The sequence below is a fragment of the Maribacter sp. MMG018 genome (genome assembly GCF_018100785.1).
In the GTDB taxonomy this organism is placed as follows: domain Bacteria; phylum Bacteroidota; class Bacteroidia; order Flavobacteriales; family Flavobacteriaceae; genus Maribacter.
The window spans coordinates 537,152-554,765 of the sequence record NZ_JAGJEC010000002.1; the positions used below are offsets into that span (position 1 = coordinate 537,152).

At 38.0% G+C, this 17,614-nt stretch carries 16 protein-coding genes; 5 read left to right on the forward strand and 11 right to left on the reverse strand.

Annotation, left to right across the window (positions count from 1 at the left end):
- The 7 genes from J8L85_RS10555 to J8L85_RS10585 all read right to left on the reverse strand — a co-directional run bounded on the left by J8L85_RS10555 (position 1) and on the right by J8L85_RS10585 (position 10,467).
- On the reverse strand, positions 1-2,391 hold the full coding sequence (locus J8L85_RS10555; protein ID WP_211017064.1) for a TonB-dependent receptor: 2,391 nt from the start codon (positions 2,389-2,391) through the stop codon (positions 1-3).
- Between the two features lie 104 nt (positions 2,392-2,495).
- Positions 2,496-4,715, reverse strand: a complete 2,220-nt coding sequence (locus tag J8L85_RS10560; RefSeq protein ID WP_211017065.1) for an NADP-dependent isocitrate dehydrogenase — start codon at positions 4,713-4,715, stop codon at positions 2,496-2,498.
- A 646-nt stretch (positions 4,716-5,361) separates the two neighbouring features.
- Positions 5,362-5,712 (reverse strand): 50S ribosomal protein L19, encoded by a 351-nt coding sequence (gene rplS / locus J8L85_RS10565; protein WP_211017067.1) that lies wholly within the window; start codon positions 5,710-5,712, stop codon positions 5,362-5,364.
- 131 nt (positions 5,713-5,843) lie between these two features.
- Positions 5,844-6,518 carry a tRNA (guanosine(37)-N1)-methyltransferase TrmD gene (trmD, locus tag J8L85_RS10570; protein WP_211018254.1) on the reverse strand — a complete coding sequence of 225 codons (675 nt, stop codon included), beginning with the start codon at positions 6,516-6,518 and terminating at the stop codon, positions 5,844-5,846.
- Between the two features lie 212 nt (positions 6,519-6,730).
- Positions 6,731-7,327, reverse strand: coding sequence for a tRNA (guanine-N1)-methyltransferase (locus J8L85_RS10575; RefSeq protein WP_348771751.1), 597 nt, complete (start codon positions 7,325-7,327; stop codon positions 6,731-6,733).
- Positions 7,328-7,496: 169 nt separating this feature from the next.
- The gene (locus J8L85_RS10580) at positions 7,497-8,945 is read right to left on the reverse strand and encodes a glyceraldehyde-3-phosphate dehydrogenase (RefSeq protein ID WP_211017071.1); all 1,449 of its coding nucleotides are present in this window, start codon (positions 8,943-8,945) and stop codon (positions 7,497-7,499) included.
- A 121-nt stretch (positions 8,946-9,066) separates the two neighbouring features.
- The gene (locus J8L85_RS10585) at positions 9,067-10,467 is read right to left on the reverse strand and encodes a trypsin-like peptidase domain-containing protein (RefSeq protein ID WP_211017072.1); all 1,401 of its coding nucleotides are present in this window, start codon (positions 10,465-10,467) and stop codon (positions 9,067-9,069) included.
- A gap of 128 nt (positions 10,468-10,595) precedes the next feature.
- Between J8L85_RS10585 and dapF the strand changes: the two genes are divergently transcribed.
- The 4 genes from dapF (at position 10,596) to J8L85_RS10605 (ending at position 13,710) form a co-directional block, all read left to right on the forward strand.
- Complete coding sequence (gene dapF, locus J8L85_RS10590; protein ID WP_211017073.1) at positions 10,596-11,372, forward strand: diaminopimelate epimerase; 777 nt, start codon at positions 10,596-10,598, stop codon at positions 11,370-11,372.
- A complete protein-coding gene (locus J8L85_RS10595; RefSeq protein WP_211017074.1) occupies positions 11,366-11,890 on the forward strand; it encodes a GNAT family protein in 525 nt (174 codons plus the stop codon). The genes dapF and J8L85_RS10595 overlap by 7 nt, the downstream gene beginning before the upstream one ends.
- A complete protein-coding gene (gene mltG, locus J8L85_RS10600; RefSeq protein ID WP_211017075.1) occupies positions 11,890-12,933 on the forward strand; it encodes an endolytic transglycosylase MltG in 1,044 nt (347 codons plus the stop codon). Before J8L85_RS10595 ends, mltG begins: the two co-directional genes overlap by 1 nt.
- Before the next feature lie 147 nt (positions 12,934-13,080).
- Entirely contained in the window at positions 13,081-13,710 is a 630-nt protein-coding gene (locus J8L85_RS10605; protein WP_211017076.1) for a hypothetical protein, read from the forward strand.
- 55 nt (positions 13,711-13,765) lie between these two features.
- Here the strand turns inward: J8L85_RS10605 and J8L85_RS10610 are convergent, their stop codons facing one another.
- From J8L85_RS10610 to dnaA, 3 genes are read right to left on the reverse strand one after another with little or no spacing between them, the layout of a single operon-like run.
- Positions 13,766-14,488: an SAM-dependent methyltransferase gene (locus J8L85_RS10610; RefSeq protein WP_211017077.1), complete on the reverse strand. Its 723-nt coding sequence runs from the start codon at positions 14,486-14,488 to the stop codon at positions 13,766-13,768.
- A gap of 6 nt (positions 14,489-14,494) precedes the next feature.
- Entirely contained in the window at positions 14,495-14,947 is a 453-nt protein-coding gene (locus J8L85_RS10615; protein WP_211018255.1) for a low molecular weight protein-tyrosine-phosphatase, read from the reverse strand.
- 6 nt (positions 14,948-14,953) lie between these two features.
- Positions 14,954-16,378 (reverse strand): chromosomal replication initiator protein DnaA, encoded by a 1,425-nt coding sequence (gene dnaA, locus J8L85_RS10620; protein WP_047245141.1) that lies wholly within the window; start codon positions 16,376-16,378, stop codon positions 14,954-14,956.
- 205 nt (positions 16,379-16,583) lie between these two features.
- On the opposite strand from dnaA, the gene J8L85_RS10625 reads away from it, so the two are divergent.
- A complete protein-coding gene (locus J8L85_RS10625; protein WP_211017079.1) occupies positions 16,584-16,979 on the forward strand; it encodes a thioesterase family protein in 396 nt (131 codons plus the stop codon).
- 26 nt (positions 16,980-17,005) lie between these two features.
- On the opposite strand, the gene J8L85_RS10630 is transcribed toward J8L85_RS10625, so the two are convergent.
- Positions 17,006-17,614 (reverse strand): YigZ family protein, encoded by a 609-nt coding sequence (locus J8L85_RS10630; RefSeq protein WP_211017081.1) that lies wholly within the window; start codon positions 17,612-17,614, stop codon positions 17,006-17,008.

Genomic DNA, 17,614 nt, shown 5'->3' on the forward strand with positions numbered 1-17,614 from the left:
TTACAACTTAAAGTTATAAGTAACCGCCGGTACTATTCCAAAAATTGAAGTTCTCACGGCTTCATTTGCTCCAGTATCATCATTTCTTCTAAAATTTATGGAAGCGGCATTTTTCTTATTGTATACGTTATAGAGACTAAACACCCATTCTCCCTTAATTTTTTTGTTCTTGTTTCTTTTGGGGGTCAATGTTGCTGAAATATCCAATCGGTTATAGGCCGGCAAACGTTCTTCGTTTCGTAGGCCGTAGTAGGGAACCGTTAGACCTTGAAATTCGTATTGACCTATGGGATAGTTGGTCGGCTGCCCTGTCTGGTATACAAAATTGGCGTTAAAATTCCATTTTTCATTTAAGTCATAACTTGCATATACCGAGATATCGTGGGTTTTGTCGTAAGGTGTATTATACCACTCCCCAAAATTTATCCCTGTTTCGGTTATATTGCCAAAAGGTAGGTTTCTTCCTGGTGTACGTTGTTCGGATTTTGATAAGGTATAGGCCAACCAACCTTGAAATTTACCTTCATTTTTACGCAAAAGTAACTCAAGACCGTAAGCTCTGGCCTCACCGTTGAGGATTACCTGTTCTATGGCGTTGTTGGCAATTAGGTTGGCCCCATCAATGTAATCTATTCTATTTTGAACATCCTTATAAAAGATTTCGGTTTCCATGGAATAGGTTGCATCCTTAAAATTTCTAAAATAGCCAAGGGCATATTGATCTAACAATTGGGGCTTTATAAAAGGTCCGCTCGGCGTCCAGACGTCCAATGGAGTGGGGGAGCTCGTGTTCGAAAGTAAATGTAGGTATTGCGCCAATCTGGTATAGCTTGCCTTTATTGAGCTATTATCGTTTAATGTATATGATAAAGAGGCCCTAGGTTCAAAATTGGTGTATGAGGCAAGGCTTTTACCTTTTTCCGGGTTTATAACATCAATAGGGGAAGCTTCCTTATAAATTAATAATATAGGGTCGTAATCTACCGGATTGTCATTGGCGTAAACATTTAGTTCATCTTGACCGAGTCTATTGAAATAACTAAAACGTAGCCCGTAGCCTAAGCTTAAATTACTCGTTAGTCGATGTTCAAAATCTACATAAGCGGCAAATTCATTGGCATATTTTTGAACAAGTTGTTCTTCAACGATTCCCGAACTTGTATTGGAAGGCTCAATTTTTCCCGGATTAAATTGGTAGTAAATATTGTTTATGCCATAGTTCACCTGAAGTTTATCGCTTACATAGTGTTTTAAGTCATATTTTAGATTGAAATTTTGAATTCCGGAATTCCAATTAAAACCGACAAAATCTAGTTTCAGGCCGTAATAGTAGTCGGAATAAATTAAGGAAAGGTTGGAAAACAGTTTGTCGGAGAACAGATGGTTCCAGCGAAAATTCCCTACTGCATTACCATAGGTATTCACAAAACTGTCGCTGATACCAAAAACATCCCTACCAAAATACCCAGAAAGGAAGATATTGTTATTATCGTTGATCTTATAATTGAGTTTTGTGTTCAGGTCATAGAAATAGGCGGTGTTGTCCACATCGAACAAGGGCAAAAATAGATGGGCGTATGAAGCTCTACCTCCGATTAAAAAAGCTGCTTTCCCTTTTTTTATAGGGCCTTCGGCCAAAAGTCTACTGGCTACGGCTCCAATTCCGCCGTTAATTTTAAATTCATTGCTGTTTCCCTCTTTTTGAAAAATATCCAAAACAGAGGAGACCCTACCGCCGTAACGTGCAGGAATACCGCCTTTATAAAGTTTTATATCCTTAATGGCATCTGGGTTGAAAACAGAAAAGAAACCAAATAGATGCGAGGAATTAAAAATTACGGCCTCATCTAAAAGAATAAGGTTTTGGTCGGCAGAACCGCCTCTTACATTAAATCCTGACGCTCCTTCGCCCGCATTGGTAACACCGGGCAGTAGTAATATTGATTTGATAACATCGGCCTCTCCTAGAATTACCGGTATTTTTTTGATGGTTCCTACAGAAAGGGTGTTTACACTCATCTGTGGTTTTCGAATGTCCATTTTTTCAACATTCTCCGTTACGATCACTTCTTGTAATTGCTCGGCTTCTTCCGAAAGTTTAAAATCGATTTTCTGATCTTGGGTAAGAGAAATATTCTGAACAATATTCTTAAAACCTAGGTAACTTACAATTACTTGATACTCACCTTCAGGTAAGGTTATTGAGTAAAAGCCATATTCATTGGTGGTAACACCGGTACTCAATGAGGGGAAGGCTATGGTAACACCGATTAAGGTTTCGTTGCTGTTTTCTTCCGTTACCGACCCGCTTAAGGTATATTTTTGTTGAGAAAAGGACATGGTGCCATTAAAAAGGCATACAAGCAAAAATAGCCAGATAGGCTTCTTCATTTAGAATTTTTTCTTAAAAATAAAGAGAAATTGTGTAAGGATTCAATTATAAGCGATTAATAAAAAAAACAAGGCCTCTTTTTAGAGGCCTTGTTATAAGTGTTTTATATGGTATCTAGAATACTGTTAAACGTGTTGCTAGGACGCATCGCCTTCGATTCCATAGAAGGGTCTGGCTTATAATAGCCCCCGATGTCTTGTGGACTTCCTTGTGCTTTTAACAACTCGTCTAAAATTTGTTTCTCTTTCTCTTTTAAATTGGTGCTAATAGAAGCAAAAATTTCTTTTAGTTCTTGATCCTCATCTTGTTCGGCCAAGGCTTCTGCCCAATACATTGCCAGGTAAAAATGGCTACCCCTCGTATCTAATTCGTTTACTTTTCTAGAAGGAGACCTGTCGTTCACCAAAAATTTTTCTGTAGCACTGTCCAATGCCTCACCAAGTATTTTTGCCTTACTGTTGTTGTTCTTATCTCCGTAAAATTCTAAAGAAACCCCAAGTGCCAAGAATTCTCCCAAAGAGTCCCACCTTAAATGGCCTTCTTCTAAAAACTGCTCTACATGTTTGGGGGCCGAACCTCCAGCTCCTGTTTCGAACAAGCCTCCTCCGTTCATTAACGGAACGATCGATAACATTTTGGCGCTTGTTCCTACCTCAAGAATAGGAAAAAGGTCCGTTAGGTAATCTCTAAGAACATTACCCGACACAGAGATGGTATCTTTGCCTTCTTTGATTCTTTTTAAAGTGAATTTGGTGGCATCCTCAGGTGAAAGGATACGGATATCCAAACCTTCCGTATTCTGTTGTGGCAAATAGGTATTTACTTTTTTGATCAACTCTAGGTCGTGTGCACGGTTTTCGTCAAGCCAAAAAATAGCAGGGTCATTTGTTGCCCTAGCTCTTGAAACTGCAAGTTTTATCCAATCTTGTATAGGGGCGTCCTTCACTTGGCACATACGCCATATATCACCGGCCTCTACGTTATGCTCCATAAGAACTTTGCCCGAGTTAAGGTCTATTACCTCTACCTTGCCATTTTCTTTAATTTCGAAAGTTTTGTCATGAGAACCATATTCTTCCGCTTTTTGGGCCATTAGGCCTACGTTTGGTACAGTCCCCATAGTGGTAGGATCGAATGCGCCATGTTCTTTACAAAAATCGATCGTTGCCGAATAAACGCCCGCATAACTGCTATCGGGTATTACGGCTTTGGTGTCTTGCGGCTTTCCTTCGGCGTTCCACATTTGCCCAGAATTTCTGATCATGGCAGGCATGGATGCATCGATGATTACGTCACTGGGTACATGAAGGTTGGTAATACCTTTGTCAGAATTCACCATTGCCAGTGCAGGCCTGTCACTTAAAACAGCCGTGATTTCATTTTCGATCTCGGTTCTTTCGTTTTCGGGTAATTCGTTTAATTTATTGAATAATACCTCGAGACCATCATTAGGGTTTATTCCCAGCTTGTCAAAAGTAGCTTCGTACTTTGTAAAAACCGGTTTTAAGAATGTTTCGACCACATGGCCAAAAATGATAGGGTCGGAGACCTTCATCATTGTAGCCTTTAAGTGAACCGAAAACAATACTCCTTTTTCTTTTGCGTCTGCAATCTGTTCTTCTAGAAAATCTAATAAGGCTTTTTTGCTTAGAACGGTCGCATCAATAATTTCACCGTCGAGCAAAGAAAGTTTCTCTTTTAAAATTTCTTTTTTGCCGTCGGCAGTGTTCAATACTATTTGTATATCGGTAGCTTTGTCCAAGGTAACCGATTTTTCATTGGACTTAAAATCGCCGTGCGACATGGTGGCAACATGCGTTTTTGAATCGTGTGACCAAGCTCCCATACTGTGGGGGTTTTGTTTGGCATAGTTCTTAACCGCTCGCGGGGCCCTTCTGTCAGAGTTTCCTTCCCTTAAAACAGGGTTTACAGCACTTCCTTTTACTTTATCATATTTGGCTTTTACCTCTTTCTCTTCATCTGAAGTAGGTTCGTCGGGGTAATCAGGTAGATTATATCCTTTGGCCTGTAATTCTGAAATGGCTTCTTTTAATTGGGGAATGGAAGCACTAATATTCGGTAGTTTTATAATATTCGCCTCAGGGTTTTTGGCTAGTTTGCCCAATTCGTCCAAATCATTGGAAACTCTCTGTTCCGGGGTTAAATAATCGGAAAAAACGGCAGCGATTCTTCCGGCCAGGGAAATATCCTTGGTTTCGATTTCTATTCCTGAAGTTTTGGTGAATGCTTTAACAATTGGTAGAAAGGATGAAGTGGCCAAAGCTGGCGCTTCGTCCGTTTTAGTATAAAAAATTTTGGACATTAGTTTGTTAATTTTAAATTTAAGCGATGTAAAGATACGATTTTCTCTAGGCTTAAAAGAGGGGAGTCTCCTTAATATTTAAGGGTTTTACAAAGATTTGTTTAATAGCAAAAGCCATATCGATATATAAATATATGGATATGGCTTTTTAGAAATAGTTTACAGACATGTTGTTTTGATTTTAATCAAAACCGCAACCCTTGATTGCTTCTGCGTCACTATATCAACGTTTGACGTGTATTTTGGCCTTAATTATAGAACCAAGCGCCTACTTTACATGTCTTTTTTGTTGTCTTAACAAATCAACTTCTTCACTTTTGACGGTAAAAAATGTTTGTCTATAACAATCTTAAGAGCGACAGCCCTTAATTTTATTACTCACCTTTCCCAATTTTTTCAAAGAAAACTTTAAGATTGGTTAAACAACAATATAAAGAACGTAAACTTTATAGTGAACAGATAATAACGAACTTTACCGTTCAGATACTTTCTATTTCACACTTAAATATAGTAATTTTTTTTGAGTAAACGGCAATAATGTAAACAATTAATAATGAACATGTTATAAACAGGTCTTTTTAACAATTGTTCATAAAAAAACACCGACACATAAGTATCGGTGTTTCCATTCTATTTTAAGTAGAAATTATGATCTAATTTCCTTGATTCTAGCTTTTTTACCGGTTAAGCCTCTGAAATAGTAAATACGAGATCTACGTACTTTACCTTTCTTGTTAACCTCTATTTTTTGTAGTGCGGGTAAATTAATTGGGAAAATACGCTCAACACCTACAGTTCCCGACATTTTTCTAATAGTAAATGTCTCAGTGGCACCAGTGCCTCTACGTTGTATAACCACACCTTTAAAAAACTGTGTACGTGTTTTTTCACCTTCCTTAATTTCGTAATAAACGGTGATAGTGTCACCAGCCGAAAATTCAGGAAATTCTTTTTTTTCTACAAATTCGTCTTGAACAAACTTAATTAATGATTCCATTTTTATTTTAATATAGGAATTAGATTAAAACAACTTTCACGATTCTCGTCAGAGGTTGATTTAACAGGGTGCAAAAATAGTTCTAATATTAATACTTGCAAATATTTTTGTTATTTTATTTTGATGGCATGCTACCTCAAAAGATCCGGTCTCATTTTCTCGGTCCTTTCCAAGGCCTTTTCTTCCCGCCATTGTTCAATTTTACCAAAATTACCGCTTAGTAATACTTCTGGAACCTTCATTCCTTTATAATCTGCGGGTCTTGTGTATACGGGAGGAGCTAGTAAATCGTCTTGAAAACTATCTGTCAGGGCAGATGTTTCGTCGTTTAAAACACCCGGAAGCAATCTTATGATGGTGTCGCACAGTACGGCGGCTCCTAATTCTCCGCCAGAAAGTACATAATCTCCTATAGAAATTTCTTTGGTTACAAAAGCATCCCTTACCCTTTGGTCCACACCCTTATAATGGCCACAGAGTATAATAATGTTTTTTAGCAGCGATAGACTGTTTGAAGTTTTTTGGTTCAGGGTTTCCCCGTCGGGCGTCATGTATATTATTTCGTCGTAACTACGTTGAGATTTTAGATCGCTAATACATTTGTCTATAGGCTCTATCATCATTACCATTCCGGCACCGCCCCCAAATTGGTAATCGTCTACCTGTTTGTAGTTACTATCGGTGTAGTCCCTTAAATTATGGAAATGGACCTCTACCAATCCTTTTTCGATTGCTCTTTTCATAATAGAGGCCTCAAAAGGACTTTTTAGTAATTCTGGTAATACAGTTATGATGTCGATTCGCATAATACTTATAGGAATAACGTTGTTTAGCGATTCAAAAGTAGTGAAAACAAAAAGATTTTTTTTGTCTGCTTTCACGGATAATTTTGGAATGAATGGTGTAGGGGAGTAGTGGTTGTAAAGGATACATAATGTACGGTAGCTCTAGGTTAAAAGGGTGCATTATAGATAGGGGCCACAAAAAAACAAGCCCCGTAATGGGGCTTGTTTTTATATTATTTAGCTTTTTTTTGCTTGTTAAGTTCGTCTTGCAGTTGACGACTTATTTTCTGCTCCCGTTCCAGTGCCCTACGGCGATGGTCTTCATATTCTTTTTCCAATTCAGATAAGTTTTGTTTCGCTTCTTGCGTAAGGATATTGCTATTTCTGAATTTGTAGATGAATATTCCCAATAACAAGAAAAGCCCGGCAATTATCGTCCATAAAATAATATTATAGGTAGCTTTTGAAACCAACATTCCCAAGAAAGACATACTGTCCTTTTCTTCTGTTACGGCAGTAAGGTTGGTAGTGGTCTCATCAAGTTTTTTGTTTAAAGAGGTTATGGTCGTCTCATGTTCGGAAATAGTATTCTTTAACTCCGATATTTTCTTGTTGAAACCCGCTATGGAATCCAGAACATTCTTTCTTAATTTATAAAGATTGGATTCTTTTACAACTTCATACCGAATACCATCTGCGCGATAATTACCCGATTTCTTGGATACATAATCGAATTGACCGCTTATAGGGCCTTCGTCAAGTGATAGTTTTTCTTCGTTCTCTGCATCTTGCGCAAATTGTAAATTAACACTAAGTAGGATTGTTAACAAACATAGTAATCTTAAGATCTTCATTCGTTTAAAAAATTGCCGTTAAAAAATGATTTAGAGAAGACTAAAGTAATTGAATAAAATCAATTAAGAAAAAAAAACGCCTAAAGCTTGTCTTCTCATATAGTAGTACGTAAAAACAAAGAAATAGGATGTTTTTTATTTAACTTTAATAATACGTGTATCTTCTAACTTTTGCAATGTACTTTGCGAGTCTTATAACTTGATGCGAGTAGCCATATTCGTTGTCGTACCATATATATAGAATAAGGTTTTTCCCGTTTTCGGTAACTATGGTGGCCTTACTGTCATATACCGCTGGTGCCGAGGATCCTACGATATCGGAGGAAACCAACTCTTTGCTAAGGGAGTATTTTATCTGTTCTACAAGGTCGCCTTCAAGGGCGTATTTTTTTATAATGGTATTAATACCTTCCAATGACGTTTTGTTCTTTACCTCTAAATTAAGAATGGCCAATGATCCATTGGGTACCGGAACCCTAATGGCGTTAGAGGTAAGTTTGCCCTTTAGTGAAGGTAGCGCTTTGGCCACCGCTTGGCCTGCACCTGTTTCGGTTATAACCATATTAAGGGCCGCCGCCCTGCCTCGGCGGTACTTGCCATGCATATTGTCCACAAGGTTTTGGTCGTTCGTATAGGCATGTATCGTTTCTAAGTGCCCCTTTCGAATGCCTAAGGAATCTTCTACTACTTTTAATATTGGGGTAATGGCATTGGTGGTACAGGATGCTGCCGAGAATATATCGGTAGAATCTGGATCATATTTTAAATGGTTGACCCCATGTACGATATTCGGAATTTCCTTGCCAGGAGCCGTGAGCAAGACTTTAGAAACTCCTTTTGCTTTTAAATGGCGCGATAATTGGTTTTTGTCTCTAAAAGCACCTGTATTGTCTATTACGAGAGCGTCAGAGATATCATATTTTGTGTAATCCACGTTCTCCGGTTTGTCGGCACTTATCATATACACCGTTGTACCGTTTATTATCAAGGAGTTTTCTTCGGAATCGGTGTTTACGGTTCCCGTAAATTTTCCGTGGACAGAATCTGTACGTAACAGACTTGCCCTTTTTTCCAATATTTCTTCGTTGATATCTCCCCTGACCACTATTGCCCTTAAGCGCATTTGTGAGCCCTTTCCTGTTTTCGACATCAATTCCCTCGCTAACAGGCGGCCTATTCTTCCAAAACCATAAAGAACTACATCTTTGGGACGGATACCTTTATAATCTTTGGCGCTTTTAAGTTTGTCGATTACAAAGGCCTTTACATTGTTAAAGTTATTGTCGTCAGAATGATATTCATAGGTTAGTTTTCCTATATCCAATTTTGAGGGGGGCAACGGAATATCATTTATGGCCCTTAGTAATTCTACAGAATCAAAAATAGATATCGGTTTCTGTACAAACTCGCCCGCATATTCGTGCAGTTGTATGATGTCGCTGACGTTACGGTCTATGAGTTGGTTTTTGAATAGAACTATTTCAATTGATTTGTCATACCACAAATCACTAATTATCTTAATAAATTCGGTAGTGGCCTTTCTTCTGTCGGCTTGAAAGGCTAATTCTTTTTCGTAAGATACTTTACGTGGCATAGGGATTGAGATTGTTATATTTTTATTCAAAAGTAAGACAATAAAATATTTTTATAACAGATTTATAAAAAAGAAGCATCCGTTTTTGGCGGATGCTTCTTACTAAGTCTATTTATCGACGTTACTGAAAAATGAGTCTTTCTTTTTCGCCACCCTTACTTAACAAGGTAATTATTGTTTTTCCGTATCTTGATATGGCACCGAAGGCAGTATCCGCGTCAGATATATTTTTTATATCCTTATCGTCGACTCGTACAATAACTTTACCTTCAAGCCCATACCCTCTATATCTTTCGGGAACACCAATGATTTTTACGCCATATTTGGTCCTGTACCGTTTTTTATCGGCTTCGGTAAGGTTTCTTACTTCCATTCCCATTTCCGGAACTATTAATTGCTGGCGTTCTTTTAAGATTATGGGAAGAACTATTTCTTCTTCATCTCTTCTAACAGTCACATTAATGGTATCGTTTGGTCGCTTGGTAGATAGGTAGCCGGTTAAATCCGGATATTTATGAACGTAAATGTCATCTACCTTTTTAATGATATCTCCCAATTCCATACCTGCTTCGAATGCTCCCGATTCTTCTTCTATATATTCAACATATACACCGTCGATATTATTTATGCCCCTTTCTACGGCATCTCTTGTATTTACTGGTGCGGGTCTAATGCCCATAAAGGCTTTACGTACATTGCCATACTCTATAATATCGTTGACAACCTTTTTGGCAATGTTGCTAGGTACGGCGAAAGAGTAGCCTACATAAGAACCGGTTTGGGACGATATTGCGGTATTTATCCCAATTAAATCCCCGTTGGTGTTTACCAAAGCTCCTCCAGAGTTGCCCGGGTTTACTGCTGCATCGGTTTGAATAAAAGACTGGTTGGATCGGGTGTCCAGACTTCTTGCCTTTGCACTTACAATACCCGCCGTTACGGTAGAGGTTAAGTTAAAGGGGTTGCCGACCGCCAGTACCCATTCGCCAATTTTTGTGTTATCGGAATCTCCAAAAGCTAAATAAGGCAATTTTTCGTCCGTATCTATCTTTATAAGTGCAATGTCAGAATTAGGGTCTGTTCCTACCAATTCGGCTTCATAGGTTCTGTTGTTGTTCAAGGTTACCTGAAGTTGTGTGGCATTTGCGATTACATGGTTGTTGGTGACAATATAGCCATCTTGTGATATAATGACACCAGATCCCATTCCAACTTGTGGGGTTACGGTTTCCCCATATCCATAAAAGAAGTCGAAAACACTTGTTCGTCTCTTGTTTAATGTCAAATTTTTAACGTGTACTACAGAGTTTACGGTAGTTTCCGCGGCGTTGGTAAAATCTACTTCATTTATTCCCGCACCTTTGGCAGAAGTGGGAGTATAGCTGGTGCTTACAACAGGGTGCGAATTGTCGCTTGTAGAAACAATGGCAAAACCAGTTTTCTCGAAGAAGAATTTATATGCTCCCAAAGTAATGGCTCCCGAAAAAATGGAAACAAGTAAAAGACTTCCAATTCTTTTCATAATCTGTTCTGTTTTAAGGAATTCTATGTAAAATTACATTATTTCATTTTTTTTAGTGATGGTTTAACTACTTTTTAACTGCATAAACAACTTTAATAAAACCCTATCTTTGTGGCTTTATCTGGCTTATGGAAACTACATTTTATAAATATCAGGGAACCGGAAATGACTTTGTGGTCATTGATAATAGGACACTTTTTTTTCCGAAAGAGGACGAAAGGTTGGTGGCGCATTTATGTCACAGAAGATTCGGTATAGGAGCGGACGGACTAATTATCTTAGAAGATGATACTGATACAGATTTTAAGATGGTCTATTTTAATGCAGACGGTAAAGAGGGTAGTATGTGTGGCAATGGAGGTAGATGCATCGTTGCTTTTGCCAAGTTTTTGGGAGTTATAGGAGAGGTTACAAGGTTTATGGCGGTAGATGGTCTTCATGAAGCCTCTGTGAATGAAGATATTATAAGTCTTAAAATGCAAGATGTTTCGGAGATACATGAGAAGCCGAATGCCATTTTTCTAAATACGGGGTCTCCTCATCATGTTCAGTTGGTTTCAGATATAGAGAACTTTAATGTGGTTAAAGAAGGTGCTAAACTTAGGTATGGTATTTATGGCGAAACGGGCAGTAATATAAATTTTGTTGAACAAGGGGCAAGTGATACTTTTAAGGTGAGAACCTATGAGCGTGGTGTTGAGAACGAAACATTATCCTGTGGAACAGGGGTTACGGCGGTAGCATTGGCAATGCATCATTCTGGAAAGGTAGACGGAGAGAGCGTGAATATTGATGCAGTCGGAGGTAGACTAAAAGTTGATTTCAAATTGGATCAAGGAACGTACCATCAAATATATTTGACAGGAGAGGCAAAACAGGTATTTAAAGGAACGATATCATGGTAAGCCTCAGGGGAGAAAATATAAAGTTAAGGGCTCTTGAGCAGAGAGATTTGGATTTTTTGTATCAATTGGAGAACAACCCTGCCGTATGGGAAATAAGTGGGACAATTACTCCTTATTCTAAAGATGTATTACAATTATATCTAGATAATGCGCACAGAGACATCTATGATGTAAAACAACTACGTTTGGTAATTAGTAAAATAGATGATACCCCAATAGGATTTATAGACCTGTTCGATTTTGACCCTAAGAACAAAAGAGCGGGGGTAGGTATAATCGTAGTCAACGAAAAAGACCGTAACAAAGGAGTAGGAGGTGAGGCGTTACAGATTTTATGTGAGTATGCTTTTGGTGTCTTGCAATTAAGGCAATTGTATGCCAATATTTTAGAGGAAAATACACCAAGTATACATCTTTTTGAAAAATTAGGTTTTAAGCTTGTTGGGGTCAAGAAAGATTGGATATCTTCTAACGGAAAATATAAGAACGAATTATTATTTCAAAAGATTAATAAATAATGTATATCAAGAAGATTTTGTTGGCCATTGTACTGCTTGGCCTTGTAGTAGGTAGCTTATTTGCCTACATGGTCTATAGTACCTTTTTTACGCCGAATACTAATTTTAATAATAAAGAAGCTTATGTGTATATAGGTTCAGAGGCATCTTTTGATGAAGTTTTGGAAAATCTTGAGCCATTATTGACCGATTTGGATTCTTTTAAGTCTGCGGCGGAAAGAAAAGGGTATGATCAAAATATAAGGGGGGGGAAGTATAAAATCTCGAAAGGGATGAACAATAATGAGATTATAAACACCTTAAGGGTAAACAACATTCCCGTAAAGGTTTCTTTCAACAATCAAGAAAGGGTAGAAAACCTGGCGGGTAGAATTGCCGACCAAATAGAGGCCGATAGCCTTAGTTTACTAGCGGCATTTAAGGATATCGATTTTTTAAAATCCAATAATTTTAATGCCGATAATATGTTGTCTCTATACATTCCGAATAGTTACGAGTTTTTTTGGAATACCTCTGCAGAAGAATTCAGGGATCGCATGTTAAAAGAATATAAGCGATTTTGGAACGAGGAGCGTGTGGCGAAGGCAAAGAAACAAGGGCTTAGTCCAAACGAGGTAATTGCCTTGGCTTCTATAGTCCATAAAGAAACGGCCAAGGTAGACGAACGGCCAAAAGTAGCGGGCGTTTACCTTAATAGGTTAAAAAAAGGAATGCTTTTGCAGGCAGATCCCACGGTCATTTATGCCATTAAAAAAGAAACAGGAAATTTTGACACGGTCATAAAAAGGGTTTTGTATAAAGATTTAGAGCTAGATTCGCCTTACAATACCTATAAATATGGAGGGTTACCACCAGGACCCATTACAATGCCTGATATTAGTGCCGTAGATGCAGTCTTAAACCCCGAAAAACATAACTATTATTATTTTGTGGCCAACGTAGAGAATTTTGGGTACCACATGTTTGCGGAGAATATTGTGCAACACAACCGAAATAAAGCGCAATACATCCGATGGATCAATGCTCAGAAGATAAATAGGTAGTTCAATTATCCGAATTTTAAGACATGTTAACTAAAACTGTATAGTTTTAACAAATACTTCTAAAAAGCTGGTTAAAAGTGATCTAAATTTGCAGCGAGAAATTTAAGCAAGCATTTTTTATGCTGTAAGTCTTAAGAAAAACGCTTTATGAAAAGATGGATATTAATAACTTGTCCACTTATCGTGATTTTTATTTTATCAAGTTATGGTTTCAGCCTTTACAAGGTTACGGTGCCAGAATCACTTAAGATAAAAGAACCCATTCCGGTTTTGTTCCCCCAGGATGAGACCTTTTTCAAAAACAATTTGGTACAACCGCCCTTTGTAGGAAGCAGGTTTGTTGGCTTCAAAGAGGCCTTGGCTTTTAAAGAGTCTCAAGGAAATTACCTGGCCGTAAATTCTTTTGGGTACATGGGTAAATACCAGTTCGGTGTTAATACACTAGAGTTGGTGGGGGTTTACAACATGGAGAATTTCTTAAGGGATCCTGCCTTACAAGAAAAGGTGTTTAAGGTAAACATAGCGAGAAATAAGTGGATATTGCGTAAAGACATCAAACGATTTGTTGGAAAATACATTAAGGGTACCGAGATTACGGAATCCGGTATTTTGGCAGCGGCACATTTGGCCGGCCCAGGTAACGTACAGCAATATTTGAGGTCTTATGGAAAAATTGATGTAATGGATGGTTACGGAACTACCATTGCAACGTATATCAAGAAGTTTTCAGGATATGATATTACGTTGGTGGAGCCGATTAAAAATCCTAGGATTTAAAGATTATTTAAATATGAAAATGAGAAAGCCTTGACAGTTTATGTCAAGGTTTTTTTTATGCGTGAATTATAAAAATAGCGGGTCTCTTGTGGAGGTCTATCTTTTCGTTCTTCCACATAGAGGCATTTTTGGTCTTAATGTATTCGGTGGGTAAGGTCAGATCACAAGCTACGCATATTTTGGTGTTACCGGCTAAAGTCTTTTGTAGGTCTTCTAAAAGTTTGTTGTTTCTGTAAGGGGTCTCTATAAAAATTTGTGATTGGTTTTCTTCCCTAGATTTTCTTTCCAGTTTTTTTATTTCCTTCCTTCTATCCGAACTATCTATCGGTAAATATCCGTTAAAAGCAAAATTTTGACCATTGAGCCCACTGGCCATTAAAGCTAAAACAATGGACGAGGGCCCTACCAGTGGAACAACCTGAATGTTTTTTTCGTGCGCAATTTTAACCACGGCCGCACCGGGATCGGCAATACCCGGGCAACCGGCTTCCGATAAAATGCCAATGTCATGCCCTTCTTTGCAAGGAGCTAAAAAGCTTGGTAATTCTGAAGCCTCCGTAAATTTGTTTAAAGTGAATAAATGCAGGCTTGGTTGTGATTTTCGGGGTGAAATCTTTTTTATGAAATGACGGGCGGTCTTTTCATTTTCAACTACGTAATGGTTTATTTCCTCAATGGCCCTCTTAATGGAAATAGGAAGTACTTCCAAAGGTGGTATTTCACCTAATGTGGTGGGTATTAAATAAAGTTTTCCCTGTTTTAAGGTTTCTTTGGCCATAATGAGCTATTCTAGTTTTTTTGCGATAGCGGTACAGGCTTCATCAATAAGTTGAAAAACGTTTTCAAATCCGTTTATGGAATCATAATAAGGATCTGGCACTTCTTTTTCGGTACCGTCTATTTCGTCAAGAAGCAATTTAACCTTATTGTTATGGTGCGCATTGTTGCTTAACCTTAAGATGTTGGTATAATTGCTTTTGTCCATGGCGTAAATGATGTCAAAATCATCTAGGTCCTCAGGTCTAAGTTTTCTGCAGATCTGGTCGCTTATATCTATGCCATATTTATTGGCAACATTGATAGATCTAGGGTCCGGAGGGTTTCCAATATGGTAACCTCCCGTACCCGCAGAATCTATATAAACCTTATCAGGGTCAACCTTGCTTTTTAGAATGCCTTCGGCCAATGGTGACCTGCAGATATTTCCAAGGCAGACCATTAAAACTTTAGTCTTGATCAATGTCTATGAGAATTTCTTAGTAAGATCTTCTATGTATTTCCTGAACTGCTTGTCTGTTTCTGCAAGGTTGTCTACCGTCTTACATGCATGTAGAACGGTAGCATGGTCTCTTTTTCCAATTTGAGAACCGATACTTGCCAATGAAGCTTTGGTGAATTTCTTGGCAAAGAACATGGCTAGTTGTCTCGCTTGTACGATATGTCTTTTTCTTGTTTTAGACTGTAGCGTTGCGACATCCATCTCAAAGTAATCGGAAACTACTTTTTGTATATAATCTATAGAGACTTCTCTTTTCGTGTTTTTCACGAATTTTTCCACTACCTGTTGCGCTAGCTCTATGGTAACTTCCCTTTTGTTCAAGGTAGACTGCGCAATTAATGAAATAATGGCACCTTCCAACTCACGAATGTTCGTTTTTATATGTTTGGCGACATATTCTATGATGTCTTCGGGCATTTCAACCCCGTCTCTATAGAGTTTGTTCTTTAGAATGGAAATTCTGGTTTCGTAATCTGGGCTCTGCAGCTCTGCAGAAAGGCCCCATTTAAACCTGGACAACAATCGTTGTTCAAAATCTTGCATATCAACAGGTGCCTTGTCCGAAGTAAGTATAACCTGTTTTCCATTTTGGTGTAAATGGTTGAATATATGGAAGAAAACATCTTGCGTTCCTGATTTTCCGGATAAGAACTGTACGTCATCTATAATCAATACATCTATCAATTGATAGAAGTGGATAAAATCGTTTCTGGTGTTCTTTTTAACGGACTCTATATATTGTTGTGTAAACTTTTCGGCAGATATATAAAGAACGGTTCTTTCTGGGTACTTGTCTTTTATCTCTACACCTATGGCATGTGCCAAATGTGTTTTTCCAAGGCCAACGCCACCAAAAACCAATAAAGGGTTAAAAGACGTGCCACCCGGTTTGTTGGCAACGGCCATACCAGCCGATCGTGCCAATCTATTAGAGTCGCCTTCTAGAAAATTGTCAAAATTGTAATTCGGATTTAATTGCGATTCTATCTTAATGTTTCTTATTCCAGGAATCACAAAAGGATTCCTCAACTCAGGATTCTTGGATTTTATCGGAACGTCCATTTCTTGTGGCGCCATGTTACCTCTGTTCGAACTAGGAATTTTTTCGGTAAAAGGTTCCTTGTTGCCATAAGTGTTTTCCATTCTGATAATGTACACCAACTTGGCCGACTCTCCCAATTGTTTAGTAAGCGCTACCTTCAAAAGTTTTACGTAATGCTCCTCAAGCCATTCGTAGAAAAATTTACTGGGAACTTGAATGCTTAGCGCATTGTCCGATAATTTAATTGGTTTAATAGGCTCAAACCAAGTTTTGAATGCCTGCGGTTGGATATTATCTTTGATAAATATCAAACAATTTTTCCAAACGGAATTAGCAGTAACACTCATAATAAAAAAAAGCTCTAGTTAATGGTTATAAATTAATCAAATCAATACCCTGAAAGAGTAATTGAGTTGATTCTGTCAAGCGAACAAATATGTGAACAAAAATTCTAAAAAAAAAATCAATCTCTATTGAATTTGACCTTTTTTTTTCTCATGTTCGTTACCGAACTGGGGGAGCTTTAAATATATAGTTTTTACTTTTAATAATATGAAAATAAATGAAATTTCTTTTCGGGTAAGATACGGTGAGACCGATCAGATGGGTATAGTCTATTATGGTAATTATGCCCAATACCTAGAGATGGGGAGGGTAGAGTGGCTAAGGGCTTTGGGGGTTTCATATAAAGATATGGAGGAAAAAGGTGTTATGCTTCCCGTGGTAAGTCTTCAGATAAAATATTTTAATCCGGCAAGGTATGATGATTTGATTACCGTCCGAACTTCCCTAAAAAAAATTCCGTCCGTTAGAATAGAGTTTGATTATACTATATTAAATGAAAAGGGAGAAGTCTTGGTAGAGGCAAATACGGTCTTGGCGTTTATGGATTCCGAAAGAAAAAAGCCTATAAAATGTCCCGATTATATTTTAGAAAAACTAAACTGATCCCAGAAAAAATACAAGTGGTATTTTTAGGTCGATACTTCTATCTTGTGATAGGTCTCCAGTGATTTTTTTGTTTGTTCAAAAGTTGATTGTCGCACCGAAATAACGATCTTGCATCTAAGGTGCATTTCTTGGGATATAATTTCAAGTTGGTGTTTTTTTATGAAACGCATTACAATATCCATTTCTTCGTAGCCAAAACGCAGTGTAATCTGTTTTTGAAGAATTTCTTCTTTTATTGTAGAGTTTTCCAAGGTTAGTTTGGCGGCTTCCCTGTATGCGCTGATCAATCCTCCGACTCCTAATTTAGTTCCTCCGAAGATTCGTGCGACCGCTACCAATATATTCGTAAGGTCAAAAGATTGTATTTGTCCGTAAATGGGCATTCCTGCCGTGTTGTTGGGTTCGCCGTCGTCATTGGCTCTATAGGTGGGGTTTTCGACGCCAATTTGCCATGCGTAACAAACGTGATTTGCAGATGGGTGTTTGGCTTTCAAGTTCTCTATGATGTCTTTGACCTCTTCTTCGTGTTTTATAGGAAAGGCATAGCCGTAAAACTTACTTTTCTTTTCTTTTAAAAGAATTTCGTCCGAAGCTTTTGCAATGGTTTTATATGTGTCTGAAGCTTTCTCCAT